This is a genomic window from Roseibium alexandrii DFL-11 (assembly GCF_000158095.2).
Classification (GTDB): domain Bacteria; phylum Pseudomonadota; class Alphaproteobacteria; order Rhizobiales; family Stappiaceae; genus Roseibium; species Roseibium alexandrii.
On record NZ_CM011002.1, the window covers coordinates 1 to 16,501 of the forward strand.

At 56.5% G+C, this 16,501-nt stretch carries 13 protein-coding genes and 1 other RNA gene; 8 read left to right on the forward strand and 6 right to left on the reverse strand.

What is annotated here, in order from left to right; genetic code table 11:
• The 4 genes from SADFL11_RS00005 to SADFL11_RS00020 form a co-directional block, all read right to left on the reverse strand.
• A partial coding sequence (locus SADFL11_RS00005; RefSeq protein ID WP_322962264.1) for a CoA-transferase occupies nucleotides 1–260 on the reverse strand: 260 nt, incomplete at its 3' end.
• Nucleotides 260–913: a CoA transferase subunit A gene (locus SADFL11_RS00010; protein WP_008190358.1), complete on the reverse strand. Its 654-nt coding sequence runs from the start codon at nucleotides 911–913 to the stop codon at nucleotides 260–262. The genes SADFL11_RS00010 and SADFL11_RS00005, both read right to left, overlap by 1 nt.
• A 128-nt stretch (nucleotides 914–1,041) precedes the next feature.
• Nucleotides 1,042–1,626, reverse strand: coding sequence for a TetR/AcrR family transcriptional regulator (locus SADFL11_RS00015; RefSeq protein WP_008197002.1), 585 nt, complete (start codon nucleotides 1,624–1,626; stop codon nucleotides 1,042–1,044).
• 53 nt (nucleotides 1,627–1,679) lie between these two features.
• Nucleotides 1,680–2,249, reverse strand: a complete 570-nt coding sequence (locus SADFL11_RS00020; RefSeq protein WP_040452363.1) for a carboxymuconolactone decarboxylase family protein — start codon at nucleotides 2,247–2,249, stop codon at nucleotides 1,680–1,682.
• Nucleotides 2,250–2,712: 463 nt separating this feature from the next.
• Between SADFL11_RS00020 and SADFL11_RS00025 the strand changes: the two genes are divergently transcribed.
• On the forward strand, nucleotides 2,713–5,535 hold the full coding sequence (locus SADFL11_RS00025; protein WP_134852851.1) for a DUF2339 domain-containing protein: 2,823 nt from the start codon (nucleotides 2,713–2,715) through the stop codon (nucleotides 5,533–5,535).
• Between the two features lie 75 nt (nucleotides 5,536–5,610).
• An RNA gene (gene rnpB / locus SADFL11_RS00030) (RNase P RNA component class A) lies at nucleotides 5,611–6,024 on the forward strand.
• An 11-nt stretch (nucleotides 6,025–6,035) separates the two neighbouring features.
• Here the strand turns inward: rnpB and SADFL11_RS00035 are convergent.
• Entirely contained in the window at nucleotides 6,036–7,523 is a 1,488-nt protein-coding gene (locus tag SADFL11_RS00035) for a flavin-containing monooxygenase (RefSeq protein ID WP_008190333.1), read from the reverse strand.
• A 26-nt stretch (nucleotides 7,524–7,549) separates the two neighbouring features.
• The gene (locus SADFL11_RS00040) at nucleotides 7,550–7,996 is read right to left on the reverse strand and encodes a cupin domain-containing protein (RefSeq protein ID WP_008193886.1); all 447 of its coding nucleotides are present in this window, start codon (nucleotides 7,994–7,996) and stop codon (nucleotides 7,550–7,552) included.
• Between the two features lie 158 nt (nucleotides 7,997–8,154).
• On the opposite strand from SADFL11_RS00040, the gene SADFL11_RS00045 reads away from it, so the two are divergent.
• The 6 genes from SADFL11_RS00045 (at nucleotide 8,155) to SADFL11_RS00070 (ending at nucleotide 16,500) form a co-directional block, all read left to right on the forward strand.
• On the forward strand, nucleotides 8,155–9,156 hold the full coding sequence (locus tag SADFL11_RS00045; RefSeq protein WP_040450862.1) for an AraC-like ligand-binding domain-containing protein: 1,002 nt from the start codon (nucleotides 8,155–8,157) through the stop codon (nucleotides 9,154–9,156).
• Nucleotides 9,157–9,370: 214 nt separating this feature from the next.
• Nucleotides 9,371–12,439, forward strand: coding sequence for a hypothetical protein (locus SADFL11_RS25160; protein ID WP_050775989.1), 3,069 nt, complete (start codon nucleotides 9,371–9,373; stop codon nucleotides 12,437–12,439).
• 472 nt (nucleotides 12,440–12,911) lie between these two features.
• Nucleotides 12,912–13,379 carry a division/cell wall cluster transcriptional repressor MraZ gene (locus tag SADFL11_RS00055; protein ID WP_008188583.1) on the forward strand — a complete coding sequence of 156 codons (468 nt, stop codon included), beginning with the start codon at nucleotides 12,912–12,914 and terminating at the stop codon, nucleotides 13,377–13,379.
• Nucleotides 13,376–14,416, forward strand: coding sequence for a 16S rRNA (cytosine(1402)-N(4))-methyltransferase RsmH (rsmH, locus tag SADFL11_RS00060; protein WP_008189638.1), 1,041 nt, complete (start codon nucleotides 13,376–13,378; stop codon nucleotides 14,414–14,416). Before SADFL11_RS00055 ends, rsmH begins: the two co-directional genes overlap by 4 nt.
• 1 nt (nucleotide 14,417) lies before the next feature.
• Nucleotides 14,418–14,774, forward strand: coding sequence for a cell division protein FtsL (ftsL, locus tag SADFL11_RS00065; RefSeq protein WP_008191160.1), 357 nt, complete (start codon nucleotides 14,418–14,420; stop codon nucleotides 14,772–14,774).
• Nucleotides 14,775–14,787: 13 nt separating this feature from the next.
• The gene (locus tag SADFL11_RS00070; protein WP_040450860.1) at nucleotides 14,788–16,500 is read left to right on the forward strand and encodes a peptidoglycan D,D-transpeptidase FtsI family protein; all 1,713 of its coding nucleotides are present in this window, start codon (nucleotides 14,788–14,790) and stop codon (nucleotides 16,498–16,500) included.
• Nucleotide 16,501 lies beyond the last annotated feature (1 nt).

The window sequence follows — 16,501 nt, forward strand, 5'->3', positions numbered from 1 at the left end:
CTCATGGCGCTGTCGATGGATGCAGCACCCGGAACCGCTGTCACAAATCCGCCGCCCGCATCTGTGAGGTCGGGATCCTCCATGCCTTCCGGTGGCCGTGCTCCAAGTCCGATCACACCATTTTCCGCCTGGAAGAAGACGTGCACTTCTTTCGGCAGGTAGTTTGCGACCATTGATGGCAGGCCAATCCCGAGATTGACCAGCGTGTCCGGCTGAATTTCCTGTGCAACCCGGCGGGCGATGATTTCCTTGGCATCCATCAGTGAGCCCTCTCCAACAGGTGATCCACGAGAATTCCCGGGGTCTTGACGGAATCCGGCGAGATGACGCCGACCGGGACGATCGTCTGAGGTTCGGCAATCACGGTCGCACCGGCCATCGCCATGATCGGGTTGAAGTTATGCGCGGTCAGCGAATACTCGAGGTTGCCGACATAATCGGCCTGTTGCGCGGCAATCAGCGCAAAATCACCGCCAAGAGGTTCTTCCAGGAGATAGTTCTTGCCGTTGACCGTAACGGTTTGCTTGCCGTCTTCGACCAATGTTCCGATGCCGGTGGGGGTCAGAATGCCGCCAAGTCCGACACCGGCAGCACGGATCCGTTCCACCAGCGTGCCCTGAGGAACGAGATCCACCTCGATCTCACCGGAAATCATCTTTTGCTGTGTTTCAGGATTGAGGCCGATATGCGAAGCGATCACCTTGGACACACAGCCGGAGGTGACCAGCTTGCCGATGCCTTTACCCGGCATGGCCGTGTCGTTGGCGATCACAACCATGTCTTTGGCACCGCGGGCAACGAGTGCATCGACAAGCCGGTGCGGTGTTCCCACACCCATAAAACCGCCGATCAGCAAAGAAGAGCCGTCCGGTATCATTTCGGCAGCTTCCGCCGCCTTGACCGCATGTTTCATGAATGCGCCCCCGCGAGCCTGTTCAGTTGCTCGAAGATTACCGGTTTCGCCCGGCCTTGCAAATGAAGATTGTGCGACGCACCAGCGCTACTAGCCTGATTGATATGACAAGTCCGGGCTTGCGAGCGTCATGGTTGCTGGGACAAAGCATACAGAGACTGCGCTGCGCATTCGGCCGCAGACTGGATCGAACTGCCATCGTGTCCCATGCGTGCCATGGCGTTGAGACCGAGTAGAACGGTCAGGACATAAGCTGCCAGATTGCGGGCGCGATCCAAAGAGAGGTCTGGATCGGTATGCAGCCGTTGTGTGAGCCGGGATTCCAACTGTGCCATACGCTCCGAAACGGCTTCCGACGCATCAACCCTGGACGTGCTTGTGCCTGCGGAGGACAGCAGTAAACACCCGCGGAACGGGTTCTCCGACATGAATCGGCCGACGTGCCGCAAGAAACTTGCAACGCCATCAACCGCTGTTACTGCCGGTTCCAGATTGGACAAGCCCGGTTCTGTGACACCCTTCCAGTATCGGTCCATCACGGTTTGGAAGACGTCGTCCTTGCTTCCGAAGGAAGCATAAAAACTGCCGCGCTTGATGCCGGCAGCCGACTGAAGGTCATCTACGGACGTCCCGCCATAGCCCTTTGTCCAGAACACGTCGACGAACGCGTCCATTGCGGCATCTTCATCAAAACTCTTCGGTCTTCCTGCCATGCCTAGTCATCAGGTTGCGGCCCGGCCGACAAAAATGCCGGCCGGGGACGGGGTTATTCTGCAGCTTCGCGCGCCGGCGGTGTCCATGCAAATTTTTCGAACACCTTGTCGACCGGCGTTTCTGCCAAGTGATTGACATAGTTCGACATGACCTTTTGGGCCAGCCCAAGAATGATGTCGAGCACATTGCGTTTGGTGAAGCCGGCATCAAGGAAGGTTTGAACATCGGCGTCACTGACATTCCCGCGCTGACGCACCACCTTCAGCGTGAAATCGCGAAGGGATTCCAGGCGCGGATCCGCCAGTGGTGTGTTGTCGCGCAGCGCATCAATCACGTCCTGCGGCACTTTTTGCATGTGTGCAATTCCAGTGTGCGCCGGTACACAATAGTGGCACTCGTGCTCGACGTTGATGGTCAGCCAGACAACGTTTTGTTCGACCGTTGAGAGACTGGTCTGCTGGAACAGCTCATGAAGCTTTTGATAGGCCTCAAGGTGTTGTGGCGACTCAGACATCACTGCGTGCAGGCCCGGGATCCGGCCAAATGCCTTTTCAGATCTTTCCAGAAGTTCAGCGCCGCCTTCCGGCGCAGTTTCCTTGGTGTGCAATTGAAAGTCAGTCATTGAATTCTCCATCGGGTGGCGCGATTGCCAAACCACAGATAGGTATTCTGTACTTAGTAGTCAAAAATAAATCCAACGCGGGAAAGGGCAGAAATCCGAGCATTTGTCCGGCGCTCTCAAAAACGTGTCCAGGTCTTGAAAATGCGTGAGGAAAGATAGGCGGTCCAATCCCAAAGATGCTGCTGGGTTCGGTGTGCCATGGACCTGTCTTGAGTGCCAGGCGCCGGGTAACACCCGGTGAGGGTGACCTTTTAGAAGGTGCGGAAGAAGGCACGCGGACTCGGTATATGAGTCCGCCATGATCTTCGGAACGTTTTTAATTTATTGTTTTTGAAAGGCTTTTGTTAAAGTGAAAAATTGTAGCTTGATGTGAAAGATCAACCTTTGCGGGAATTCATCTTTCGCTTGACCTCCCATTAAGGTGTGGCAGCGTGAGTACGATTCGAATGCAGGAAGGGCTGTTTTGGATTTGTTGTTTGTAGTTATCGGTCTTGTTGTTTTTTTCATTGCCCTGGTTTTGCCCGTTGCACTCTTGGCTAGGGTGTCCCGTGTTGAACGTCAAGTCTCAACGCTCTTGCAGGATTTTCATAAGATGCATGCCGAGCTTGCAAGTCTGAAGGCGGTCTTTGCAGATAAAAGCGCATCTCCAGATACAGATACAGATGCGGCTGAGGCGAGTGACACCGCAGACCGCAGAAAATCGGCTGCGCGTCCGTCAGGTGCTTTAGAGGAGGCTGATGAACCTCAATCGCCAAACATGGATTTCCAAATTGGGCCTTGGCGCGCGGAAAAACCTACAAAAGCAACGGGCATTTCCGAGGAAGAGAAAACAGTGCCGTCTGTCGCGGCAAGTGTTTCGGAAGCCGAGCCGCAGGCATCTGCCAGTATCGTAAAGGAACAAACAATTGGCGCGCGATGGAGCATTTGGGTTGGCGGTGTAACGCTGGCTATTGGTGGCATTTTCCTGGTCAAATACGCGGTGGACCATGGCGTTCTCGGGCCCCTTCCTCGCATTCTTATTGGGGCTCTGCTCGGCATGGTGCTTCTTGTCGGCGGTGAGTGGAGCCGGCGGCAACCGCGGCGTTTCAAAGTACCGGGATATGACAATGCCAACATCCCGGCGACGCTCACCGCTTCAGGTACACTTGTTCTGTTTGGATCCGTCTTTGCTGCTCATGCGCTTTACGGATTGATCGGATCATTTGCAGCATTTGTGCTTCTTGGCCTTCTCGCGTTTTCAGCAATGCTGACAGCACTGCTTCATGGCCCGGCACTGGCAACATTGGGGCTGCTCGGCAGTTATGTGGTGCCGTTTCTTATCAGCTCTCGGTCCAGCGATATTCTGCCGTTGGTTATTTATGTTCTTGCTGTTTCTGCGGCGGCTGTTGCCATCGGGCGGTTTCGCAGCTGGCTCTGGTTTGCTGGGGCTGCGGTAGGAGGCCTGTTTCTCTATGCCGGCCTTATGGAAGTGAGCGCGGGCCCGGGTGAAAGGCTGTTACTAAACATCTTTTTCGCCGGAGCGCTGATGATTGTTTATGGCGGTTTCGTTTGGCGGGTTCATGCCGTAGATCCCGCTCATCCGATGCCAGTTGACCGCGCGGCGACTGTGGCATTATCCATCTTTGCGTTGCCTATGCTCGGACAGATGCAATTTCAGCATTCTGTAAGCGCCAGCGGGTTTGAAGTGGCCATGCTGCTGCTTCTGCCGTTCGCTCTTGCCTACGTTCATACCGCACTTCGTTACGCAATATTTGTTCCGCTGATATGTGCTCTCATCCATGTTTTTCAGTTTCAGGCAGAGCTGGACATTACAGCTTTGATGGATGGTGCAGATGGTCTGGCGCGAGTGATATCGCCGCTGCCGTCTGAAGCAACGGACGCCCTGATCGAATTTGTCAGCTTTGTTCTGTTTTTCGGTGTTCTCGTTTTCCTTTTGGGCATTTTGGGTTCCGCGCGGAGCGCGGGGCGGGCTGTGATTGCAAGTGGTGCTGTTTTGGCCACATCCGGGCTCTTCGCAATTGCGTACTTGCGCATTGAATCCTGGCAGGTCTCAATCACCTTCGCGGCATTGTCGCTGGCTCTCGGGTTGCTTTATTTCGCAATCGCCGAACGGTACAAAGATGAGCTCTCCAACGCCTTGGGCGGGACGGAATGCCTGTCCGCGTGGCTTATAGGGGGGCTGTTTGCCTTCACGTTCTCAGCAACGTTGGCCTTCGAAAAAGCCGCGCTTACAGTCGCGCTGGGTTTGCTGGTACCGGCTGTAATGCTCGCTTATCTGCGGTATCCCTTGCCGCAATTGCGAGTTCTAACGCCGCTCGCCGTCATTCCGTATGCGCTTCGGCTTCAATGGGACCCTTTCATCGTCGTTGATACCCTTGGAACAACACCGGTCTTCAACGCTCTCCTTTACGGTTATGGGGTCCCGTGCGCTGGATTTATCGTCTCGGCTGTCGTGATGACCACAAAAAAACAGGACCGCTGGTCCGAAGCGATGCAGGCTATTGCGATTTTCGCCTTGGCATTGACCCTATCGATGCTGTCGCTTCATGCAGTTGATCCGATGTTCCGGTTCGGTGATCCGGGGACTCGTTTCCAAGGATCTGCTATGCTGATTTTGGTCGGCGCCGGTTTGTCGCTGGCGTTGACATGCTTCCTGCCGGGAAAACGGCAGTCGGTGCTGGAAGCCATGGCTATGGCGTTGAGTGTCGGCGGTATGGTGATTGGCGGTTACTCGCTGTTTTTGATCAACAATCCGGTGCTGACTGGCCAGTCTGTTGGTACAGGTGTGATCATCAACTGGGTGACCTTTGCTTACGGGGTGCCCTGCATCCTTTTTGGGCTTCTGTCACTCGCGTCAAGAGGCTGCCGTCCCAGCTGGTACACAAAGACTGTGTTTGTGTTTGCCGTTCTGTTCGGTTTCTTCTTTATCAATCTGACCATACGCAACAGCTTCAGCCCAGACGATTTGACCACTGCGCCAATCCGGGATCTGGAGCAATACGTCTATTCCTTGGTCTGGCTGTCGATCGGAGTTCTCTGCCTTCTGGCCGGCCTCAAGTTGGACCAGCTGCGCGTGCGTCAGGCGTCGGGCGGGATCATTGCGGTTGTTGTATTCAAAGTTTTCCTGATCGATATGTCCGCGCTTGAAGGGGTTCTTCGGGCTATGTCCTTTATTGGACTTGGTTTGACGCTCATCGGAATCGGATATCTGTACCAGCGCATGATTTTGAGAACCTCGGCTTTACAGCCAGAAACAGACCCGGCTGATGAAACAGCTTTGAGGTAGCTTTCGCACAGGGAAATAAACAGAACCGGATGCTCAGCTTGACCTTGTTTTAAAAGCAACTTAAGTCCCGGAGCGCCAGTCGGCCGGACAGCCGCTGCCGCAAGTGCCGAAAGGCCGCGGGGGAGGAAAGTCCGGGCTCCATGGAGACACGGTGCCGGGTAACGCCCGGCGAGGGCGACCTTAGGGAAAGTGCCACAGAAAGCAAACCGCTCCGGCTTTGCCGGGGTAAGGGTGAAAGGGTGGGGTAAGAGCCCACCGCGCCTCTGGTAACAGCGGCGGCACGGTAAACCCCACCGGGAGCAAGACCGAATAGGGACAACGCGGACCCTGGAGCAATCCAGGGCCCAGGCCGGTTTCCAGGCCAGTTGTCCGGGTTGGTTGCGTGAGGCGTCTGGCAACAGACGTCCCAGATGAATGGCTGTCACGTCCGCGCAGATCTTCGGATTGGCGTGGGCCATACAGAACCCGGCTTATAGGCCGACTGGCATTATTCCTTCACTCTATCCAGCCATATATTGCGGCGTGCTGGCGAGATACCCGCCATAGGCGTTCGCATTCGGATAGGAGAACTGTTCGGCGAGTGGATTGGATCGTTTGGTTTTTGTGGCGCCCATATCCGCCAGCAGCTCATCAAAATGACGGAAGTGGAAGGGGGCGGAACACAGGCCTCCATAGACCTGGGCTGCGGGCCGCTCCTTGCGCCGCCAGTCGAGCATCATGTCGATGTTTTGCTGCATCTCCTTGTCAGTTGGTTGATTTGCGAGCTGACCGTCTGCGAAGCGCACCAGCCAATTCGCAATCATTTCCGCCGACAGGATTGTGCAGAAACTGGAGTTGAAACCGACAAAGCCCATGTCGGGCAGATCCGGGTTCACCGACAAGCGATAGACACGGTATTGACCATCCGGTTCGATCAGTTTGTCCTGATATTCTTTGGCGAGGTACGGCACGCCCAGTTTCCAGCCAACAGCAAGAACCGAAACATCACAGGGCACCCGGTCTCCGGTAGTCAGCACCGCTTGGCCGTTTTCGTAGTGGTCGATGGTTCCCCGGACCGGTTTGATCGTCCCGGCCTCGAAACCTTCGAACAGACCGGGCGTCACGATCGGCAAGGAGCAGGAGGCGTCCTTCTCGATCGGCACGTCTGGCACCATGTCCCACTTCTTCAGCTTCAGCTGTGTTTTGAGCATGATTTCCAATCCGCGGAAATTTGCCCAGATAAGTGGCTTGAACAACGTGGAGAGGATCTTGCCGGTGATCGACGGGCTCCAGCCGTTGAATTGCAGTTCCTGCGCCCGCATGTACAACAGCCGCTTGAAGTTGATGCCACCGATGAAATACGGCACACGCCAAACGGGCTCCCGGTAGACCAGGGTGACCGATTTCGCCCCGTTTTTGGCTGTATTGACCGCAATATCCGTGGCTGATTTCGAACCGCCAAGCACGACCACGTTTTTGCCGGTCGCAAGGCTGCTGTCGGTATAGTCCGAACTGTGCATGACCTGCCCGCCAGCCTGAACAAACGCCTCCTGTCCCGGATGGGAGATGATGTTTTTGTCCGAGAACTGTCCCGTACACACCGCGACAAAGTCGAAATCCTGGGTCCAGGCCTTGTCCGCAGTCTCCAGGGTGAGTGTCCAACCCGGTTGGCCGTCTGACCGCCGGTCCATGGATAGGACAGTTGTGTTCAGCCGAAAGAGGCGCGCCAGATTGTGTTTCTTCGCATAGGCATGAACATAGGCATGAACCTGAGGACCCTTCGGCCACTCCGGATAATCGTCCGGCATGGGCAGATCGGTGAACCGGTAAAGATCCTTTGGCGATTGGGTCTGCACATCCGGATAGGACCGGGACAGCTCCCAGACGCCGCCGAAATCGTGACGTCGTTCAAACCCGAGAACACGGTGGCCGCGTTCGTCGAAGGCTTTGGCAGCCGCAAGGCCGCTCACGCCGCCACCAATGACGGCGACTGTTTTCCGTTTTGTCATGTCTTCCCCTCCAGAATGCGCGGCGATCAGGCCTGATCGGGCGGAGGCAGGAAATCGACTTCGTGCAGGGCAGATAGGCGCACGAGTTCTTCCGGATCCGTGACACCGTTTAAGGCACCAAACAAATCGAAGAGCTTTCGCGCTGGCGCGACGCCGAAGACGCAGGTCGCGGTCTTGCCGGACCGATTGAAGATACCGTGGGCTTCGCCCATGGGCATGCGCACCGTGTCGCCTGGACCTGCCTTATGGACGTTGCCACCCATTTCGACCTCCAGTTCCCCCTCCAGCATGACGATCCATTCGTCTTGGGTCGGGTGGATGTGCGGCGGTACGAACGTGTCCGCCGGCACCACGGCATGCCAGATGAAGGCGTTGGTGCTATGGACCTTGGGTGTGTAAGTGTGGCCAACGACGTTCCAGCTGATGCCGTCGAGCCCGTCTTTGGATGCGGTGATCCCGGCTCCGTTTTGCATTTTGTGTCCCCTCTCTTTCAAGACAGGATCAGGCTAACGCTGAAAGTCCCGGACATTTTATCCAGATTGCGAAATTAGTTTGATGGGAGCTGCGAAATGCCGCATTGCAGCAGCGAGAACGCTTGATCCTGCGGTAAAGCCGGAGGCATCATTCGGATATGATGGCTCAACCGCAAAGGCCCCCACCGCTGAGTGACTTCCGCCGCTTTCAGACCTTCGATGTTGATGCGGCCCGGGACATCGTTGCGCGTCATTTCTGCAGTCACAAGCTGCAGCGGCAATCCTCCAATGACAAGTTCGACGCTTGCCAGCACCGGGTTTCCGGAGAGCATGTCTCGCTCAATTACCTTCGCTATGGCGGCGACGTGACGATTGAGCCCGGCGAGCTGACCCGGTTTTTTCTGATCCAGATCCCGCTTAGCGGTGCTGCCGAAATCACCAACGGCTGCCAGGCCGTGGCGTCAAACCCGCAGACAGCCTCCATCCTCAATCCTGACCGCCATACGGTGATGCGTTGGCATTCGGGCTGCGAGCAGTTGCTGGTTCAGATCGATCGGCAGTTTGTAGACGACGTGGCCTCAAGGATCACGGGTATGGACTTGGGCGCCCGTTTGCGATTTGTGCCGGAATTTCGTCTGAGACAATCGAAAGCAAACCGATGGATGCGCAAACTTTGGGGTATGGTTCATGCTGCGGAGAATGGAGAGCTGTTTGGATCAGAACACCGCACGTCCCAACTGTATCTCGAAGAAGAACTGATCGTTTCTCTGCTTGAGGTACAAGAGAACACGGCTTCCGTCTTGCTCTCACATGAAACGCCAAAGTCCGGACCTGCCATCCTGAAGCGGGCCGTTGATATGATCCATGACCGGCTGCGGGAAGATTTCAGTCTGATAGAGCTTGCACGTCATGCCGGAACCACTCCGCGCAACTTGCAGCTGGTCTTCAAACGCGAAATGGGCCTCACACCTGTTCAATATTTGCAGCAGTGCCGCCTGAACATGGCCCGTCATTTGTTGCTTGCCCGAAATGGCGACCTCCCTGTCAGCGACGTCGCCGAGTTATCAGGGCATCGTCATCTTGGGCGGTTTTCTGTTGCCTATAAGAAGCGCTTCGGAGAGTCCCCAAAGGCAACCGCTCGCAGCCGTGTGTTCTGCTGATGCAGCCGATAGCCAAATAAATTTCGAACTTCTCGGGAATGAAATCTGTTCTCAAGTGTTATGATCAGTTTTACCAAGTAATCATTGCCCCAAAATTGACAAATAATGAAATATTCGCCACAATAATACCTCTACTATTTAATTTTACGCCCATGATTCACGCCAATTCGCTGCCTAGTCTGAGATCGTTATGTACTCACAAGGCAGGGAACAAATGGCCGGAACATATCAAGACTTCTTGTCCGCATTGCTGGCATTTGAATCGGGATGGGACCGAGAGCGTTACGACTCTGGTGTCATTCAGGATTGGCAGCTTGATCAATGGGCTGGCGGTCCGGTGCAAGACCGGTTTCCGCAGTATTCGAGCTGGTCTCAGCTGACAGATGCCGAATGGGAGGCGATGGCCTACCAGTCTCAAAACTCGCTTGGGTTTGTTGGTTTCCAGTTCGGTGAAGCGTTGCTCATCGATCTCGGCTACTACGACGACACTGTTTTTTATGGAAACGGTGCGGCCACCAACACGTGGGATGGGACCTGGACCGGCAAGAATGGCGTGAACTCCTTTGCGGATTTCACAACCAAGGTCGCCCAGGATGTCGCGATCCAGGAAGCCTTTGGCTACAATCTGCAGGTCATCGAAAACCAGCTCGCAAACAGTGGTCAATCGCTGAGCGATTATATCGGCCAGACCGCGACCTACACGCAGAACGGTCAAACCGTTACAGTCGAGCTGACGTTGACCGGTATCATGGCCGCAGCACATTTGCGCGGTGCCTGGGGGACTGCGTCCCTTCTGCAGAGCGGGGCGGTCAGTACAGATGAATACGGCACGTCCATTCTGCAATATATGGAGCAATTCGGTGGCTTCGATGCTCCGACTGTTGCCGAGGCGATCGCTTTCTATGAGAGCCGCCTAACCGGAGACGAAGGACTTGGAACGCCAGATGGTGGCACGCCTGGAACACCAGGGACGCCTGGAAACGGAGACAACGGATCGGCCGATGTCGACGAAGGTTCTGCGGATGTCGTGATTACCTGGTCCTGGGGACAGGATACGGTCGTTTCGAACTTCGATCCCGCAACCGGCACCATTTTCGTTGACTGGATCGGTGCGGCTGAGCTCACGGTTTCCCAGACAGCAAACGGTGTTGTGTTTGCCGTCCCGTCAAACAATCAGACCACAACCCTTCAAGGGGTGCAGTTGTCTGATCTCAGCCCGTCCAGTTTCACTGTCCTGGATTCTGGAACAGCCAGCAAGATTTTCGGTTTGATCGGTGCTGATAGTAGTACGCCTGACCCCGAAGTGCCGGTGGAGCCAGATCCTGTTGATCCAGATCCAGAAGTCCCTGTCGACCCGGATCCGGTCGATCCAGATCCCGTTGACCCGGACCCGGTTGATCCCACTCCGACACCGCCTGTCGAGCCGGTCAGCTGGAACGGAGCCGCGGGGGTCACTGCGGCCAATGCTTCGGTTGTGATTACCTGGGCCTGGGGCACGGATCGTGTTGTGTCCAACTTCAATCCCCAGAATGATACCATTTTCATCGACTGGTTTGGTCCAGAAGCGATTGATGTCGCAGAAGTCAATGGCAACGTGATTTTCACGATGGCATCAAACAACCAGACAGTGACACTTCAAGGCGTAACCTTGAGCGATCTGTCGGCGTCGAATTTCACAATTCAAAGCGCGGAAACCGGTCAGGAAATCCTGTCGCAAGTTGGAACGGTTTCCGGACCAGGTACACCGGATACGCCGGACAACCCTGATATGCCAGAAATGCCTGACATGCCGGAAATGCCCGACATGCCGGACGGGGCACAGATGATAATGATCATGCCGAACAGCCCGTCCCGTGTGATCCCGGATTTTGATCCGGCGGGTGGGGACATGCTTCATCTTGAGGCGGGTGTCATTGCTGAACGTCTGGAGATTCTGGATACGGCAAACGGTCTGGCGGTCGTCGTCTACACGGCCACTGGAGAGACCGCCAACACAACCGTGCTGACGGGCGTTTCTTTAGCAGATATGACGATGAATAACTTCATGGTGGCTGAAGAATCGGCTCTCAATGAAGTCGCCAGTCTGCTTGGTCAGATAGTCGAGACACCGAACACTGGTGGGTTCGATGTGATCTACGATGCTGACGGGTCCAACACGCCGGTTCCGACTGGAGCGAGTGATCTCGGCGGCGTCAAATGGGCCGCGGAGTTTGGCAAGGATGATATCGTCGGCTTTAACCCGGCCGCGGATCAGCTCGACTTCGGCAATGCTTCGGTTCATGGCCTGATCTTGAACATGACCCCGAACGGTGAGCCGATCGTCGACAATCCGTGGGGGCCGGACATGCAGATCCTGCAAGGGGTGCAGCTCGCAGATCTCACCATCGAGAACTTCGGTGTGGTCGGCAACGAGCACCTGCGTCAGGACCTCGGCGGTGTTCTGTCCTGGGAAAAGGGCATTGGCCCGCGGGATGGCGACACGGTCTACATCCGCTCTCATGAATACGGGCAGGCCGAAGTGATCAACGGGTTTGATCCGGCAACACAGAATATCAGTTTCCTCTATTTCGGCACGCGTGAACGCTTGAGCGTTGAGGATACGCCGAATGGAATGGTCATCAGTGTGCTGCCGAGTGGTCAAAGCTTCACCTTCACTGGCGTTCAAAAAGCCGATCTCATTCCAGGCAATCTGGAGTTCCATTTCGATCAGGTGATGGAAGACAATCTGGAAGCCCCTTTCGGGATCGATCAGAACGATGTGTCGTTGGTGTCGCGGGAAGCGTTGCTGACGCCGGAAGCGCCGGCAGGCCAAGGGACTGACGGGTTCCAGGTCCGTGAAGGTGTGGGTGCCGTGCCTGGAACCGAAACCCCGGATACACCGGACGCGCCCGATACATCAGACACTTCGGAAGTTCCAACACCGCCCGCAACAACGGTTACTCCGTCCGCTTCGGATACGATCAACCTTGGGTCGGGTGCCGATACGGTGGCGATCACGTGGGATTGGGGGCGGGAAGTCTCCGTGCTCAACTTTGATGCCTCTGAAGATCTTTTGGATTTCAGCAGCTTGTCAGTCAACGACATCTCGCTCCAGGAGGTCGGAACCGATCTGACAATCACCGTTCAGAACAATGGTGGGCACACCTATGTGCTGGAAGATATCCAGGCTGAAGATCTGTCTCTCGCCAACCTGACCGCGGCAGACTGGAACACGGTCGTCACTGATGCGGGCGGCGTGTCCGATCAGCTGCGGGCCCTTGGCAACACAGACTTTCTTCTGTGAGATAGCTGGGTCCTGACCCTCAGCGCTTTGAGCGCCGCAAAGAGCGCATGCTCAAACTTACGCCGCGGATTTTCCGCGGCGTTTTTTGTATCCACAAGTCTTTGAAAACTGGGGATGGTGACATCACGCACCGACGGCTGGAGCGCGGACCCTCCGTATTTCTGCGACTCCGATTCTACTATTCTGTCAAGGCTTCATTAAGCATGTTGGCGTTACCTTCGCTCGACGGGGTCGTGCGCGATCAAATCCTGCAGGAATCCATGAGATTCCATTGACCGCCCATGATTTCCCATGGTATCCCATATTTACCCAGAATGGGGAGCGCGGGCCCATGTTCGACGGGCTCAGGACATGACTTGACGAGCTGGCAAGAGCTGCCGTTGCAATTTGCATGTGCTGACAGAGTGGGCCGTTTCCTTCTTTTTTGGGTTTTTTCGGGGATTGCACGGACGGGGGTCCGTAGCGGGGATGTATGGCCGGCTTTGTTTCGCATTTTACCAACCGGCTGGATGCCAAGGGTCGCGTGTCGATCCCGGCACCCTTCCGCGCGGTATTGGCGAGAGATGGGTTTGAAGGGCTTTATTGTATTTCATCAGCGCATTGCCGGGCAGTCGACGCCGGCGGCAATCAGCTCGTGGCTGAAATTCAGAACCGCGCCCAGCAGTTTGCCAAGCTCACACCCGATCATGACATGCTTGCCGCGGCGCTGTTCGGCGCCAGCGAAATCATCAAGATTGATGGAGATGGCCGTATGACCCTCTCCGACATGATTCGCGACCATGCCGGTCTCTCCGACACCGTCACGTTTGTCGGCATGGATTACAAGTTTCAGATCTGGGAACCAGAGCAGTTCCGCGGTTATCGCGCAGAGGCCCAAAAGCGCGCACTCGCAATGCTGTCGGGGCAGCTCCCGGCACCCTCACAAGGAGAGCCGGTATGATGGCGCTCGGCGACAAGACGGATGATCTTGCTGCTGGCGGACCAGAGCGTCATGTGCCGGTTCTTCTTAACGAGGTTCTGGAATGGCTCGACCCGCAGCCCGGCGAGGTCATGGTTGATGGTACGTTCGGCGCAGGCGGCTACTCGCGCAAGCTTTTGGAGCGCGATGCGACGGTGGTCGGGATTGACCGTGACCCCGATGCAATCGCCGGTGGTCAGGAACTCGTCACCCAGTCCGATGGCCGGCTGATCCTGGTGCCCGGTCAGTTCGCTGATCTGGAAACTCATGCGCGGGAGAGCGGGTTTGACGGCGTCGATGGTGTGGTCCTCGATCTGGGCGTTTCTTCCATGCAGCTCGATCAGGCCGAGCGCGGGTTTTCCTTCCTACGCGACGGCCCATTGGACATGCGCATGGAGCAGGCCGGGCCGTCTGCTGCCGATGTGGTCAACGAGTTACCGGTCCGGGACCTGATACGGATCATCGGGGTTTTGGGTGAGGAAAAGCGGGCGCCATCCGTTGCGCATGCGATCGACAATGCGCGCAAGGAAAAGCCGTTCAGCCGTACACTGGAGCTTGCAAATCTGATCGAGAAAGTGCTCGGCCGCTCCCCGAAGAAGGCGCAGATCCATCCGGCGACACGGACGTTCCAGGCGCTGCGGATCTATGTGAACGGCGAATTGCATCAGGCCGCTCAGGCGCTGGGCGCGGCGGAACGCATCCTGAAGCCGGGTGGCCGCCTGGTTTTGGTGAGTTTTCACTCACTTGAGGACCGCATCGTAAAACGGTTCTTTCAGGATCGGACAAAAACACGGGGTGGCGGGTCACGTCATATGCCGGAGGAAGAGGTTCCGCCGGCAACTTTTGAAATTCTCACGCGCAAGGCAGTCGAGGCGCGCGACATGGAAACGGATGCAAACCCGCGGGCGCGCTCTGCGAAGCTGAGGGCCGGGCGGCGGACAGAGGCTCCGGCGCGCGAGCTCGACATTCATGTCGCCGGTGTGCCGCGCCTTGCAGCGTTTCATGGACTAGGGGGCTGACATGGTTCGGGTGCTCAACATCCTTTTCATTGTGGCCGTCGTGATCGGTGCGGCAACCGTTTACGACCTGAAGATGGCGGCAACGAAGTCCGCTGCGAAGGTCGCGGAGCTACAGCGGCAAATCGACGAGGAGCGGAATGCGATCCGTCACTTACGTGCCGAGTGGAGTGTTCTGAACAAGCCGGAACGGCTGCAGAACCTCGTCGAACGCTACAACGAGTATCTTCAACTCGAAGCATTGGAAGTCCGGCAGATCGTCATGCCGGATGAACTTCCGGCACGACCGGTGACTCTGGAGCCGATTGGCGGGGCTGACCAGATGGGCGGATATGCCGGTTCTTCGGCGATGATCAGGTAGGGGCTTAGGGGCAATGACATTGGCAACAGAACCAGCGAGCTTTCTCCAGGTTCGGCGGACCCAGCCGAGGGCGGCGCGCAGCTCCGTTTCATCGAGTGCGGTAAAGTCGCGCGTGTATCTCGCCATGCTCGCTTTTGCCTGTGTTTACGCGGCCATCGGTGGCCGGTTGATCTATCTTGCTCAGATGGACGAGGCGCCGTCCCGAGCGTGGATTTCTGCCCAGGATTCTGTGGCCGCGTCCCGTCCAGATCTTATCGACCGCAATGGTGAGATCCTTGCCACCGATATCAAGACAGCGTCCCTTTACGCTGAGCCGCGCCGTATCCTCGATGTTGATGAAGCAGTCGAAGGGCTCACCCGCATTTTGCCGGATCTGGACGAGGCGCTTGTCCGCCGCCGTCTCGAGAGCGGTGCCGGATTTGTCTGGTTGAAGCGTGAAATGACGCCGGACAAGGCAGAGCAGGTGCATGATCTTGGTTTGCCGGGCATTGGTTTCCTGTCTGAGAACCAGCGCTTTTATCCTGGCGGTCCGACCGCGGGCCACATCGTCGGCGCAGTGAATGTCGACAATCAGGGTCTCAGCGGGATTGAGAAATACGTCGACGATCAATGGTTGCGCGATCTTCAATCGATCGGGTTTGCCTCTGGCCGCACCATGGAGCCGGTGCGCCTTTCCGTAGATCTCAGGGTCCAGCACGTCGTACGCGATGAATTGGTCAAGGCAATGGAGCGGTATCGGGCCATCGCGGCCGCCGGTATCGTGTTGGATGCAAAGACTGGTGAAGTTGTCGCAATGTCGTCCCTGCCGGACTACGATCCGAACGACAGATCCGAAGCGTTGGAAAAGGACCGGCTGAACCGGGCGACCGGCGGTGTCTTTGAAATGGGATCCGTGTTCAAGGCGTTCACAACCGCCATGGCATTGGATTCGGGGGCTGTTACGATCAATGACAGCTTCGATGCGACCCGTCCTCTGCGCGCTGCGGGCCGGACGATCACCGATTTCCACGGGAAAAACCGCATTCTGTCCGTGCCGGAAATCTTCATTTATTCATCCAACATCGGCACCGCAAAAATGATGCTGGCGACAGGGGTCGCGCGCCAGAAGGAATTCATGGAGCGGTTGCATCTGACGAAGCGATTGCAGACGGAATTGCCCGAAAACGCCGCTCCCTTGTTGCCGCCGAAATGGAATGAGTTGGCAGCGATGACCATCTCCTTCGGTCACGGCTTGTCGGTGACGCCGATGCAAACAGCGGTGGCCGCCGCGGCTATGGTCAACGGTGGTTCCTTGTTGCCGCCGACCTTTGTGCCTCGGACACAGGAAGAAGTTAAGACGCTGAAGAAGCAAGTGATTTCACCGGAAGTCAGCCGCATGATGCGGTATCTCTTCCGCCTAAATGTCCTCTCCGGATCCGGGCGCCGGGCTGATGTTCCAGGCTATACCGTCGGCGGCAAGACAGGGACGGCAGAGAAGATCGAAAACGGTGTTTATGTGTCGAACAAGCGGCGCAACTCTTTCCTCTCTGCCTTCCCGATGGACGACCCGAGATACGTGGTTTTGGTTGTTCTTGATGAGCCCAAATCGGAGCGGGAAGGCATTGGTGCGACCGCCGGTTTGAACACGGCTCCGACGACCGGGGCGATCATTCGCCGCGCAGCACCGATGCTCGGTGTGATGCCGCGCTTTGGCAAAGGGGATGAACCGATCGAGATTTCCTATTAAG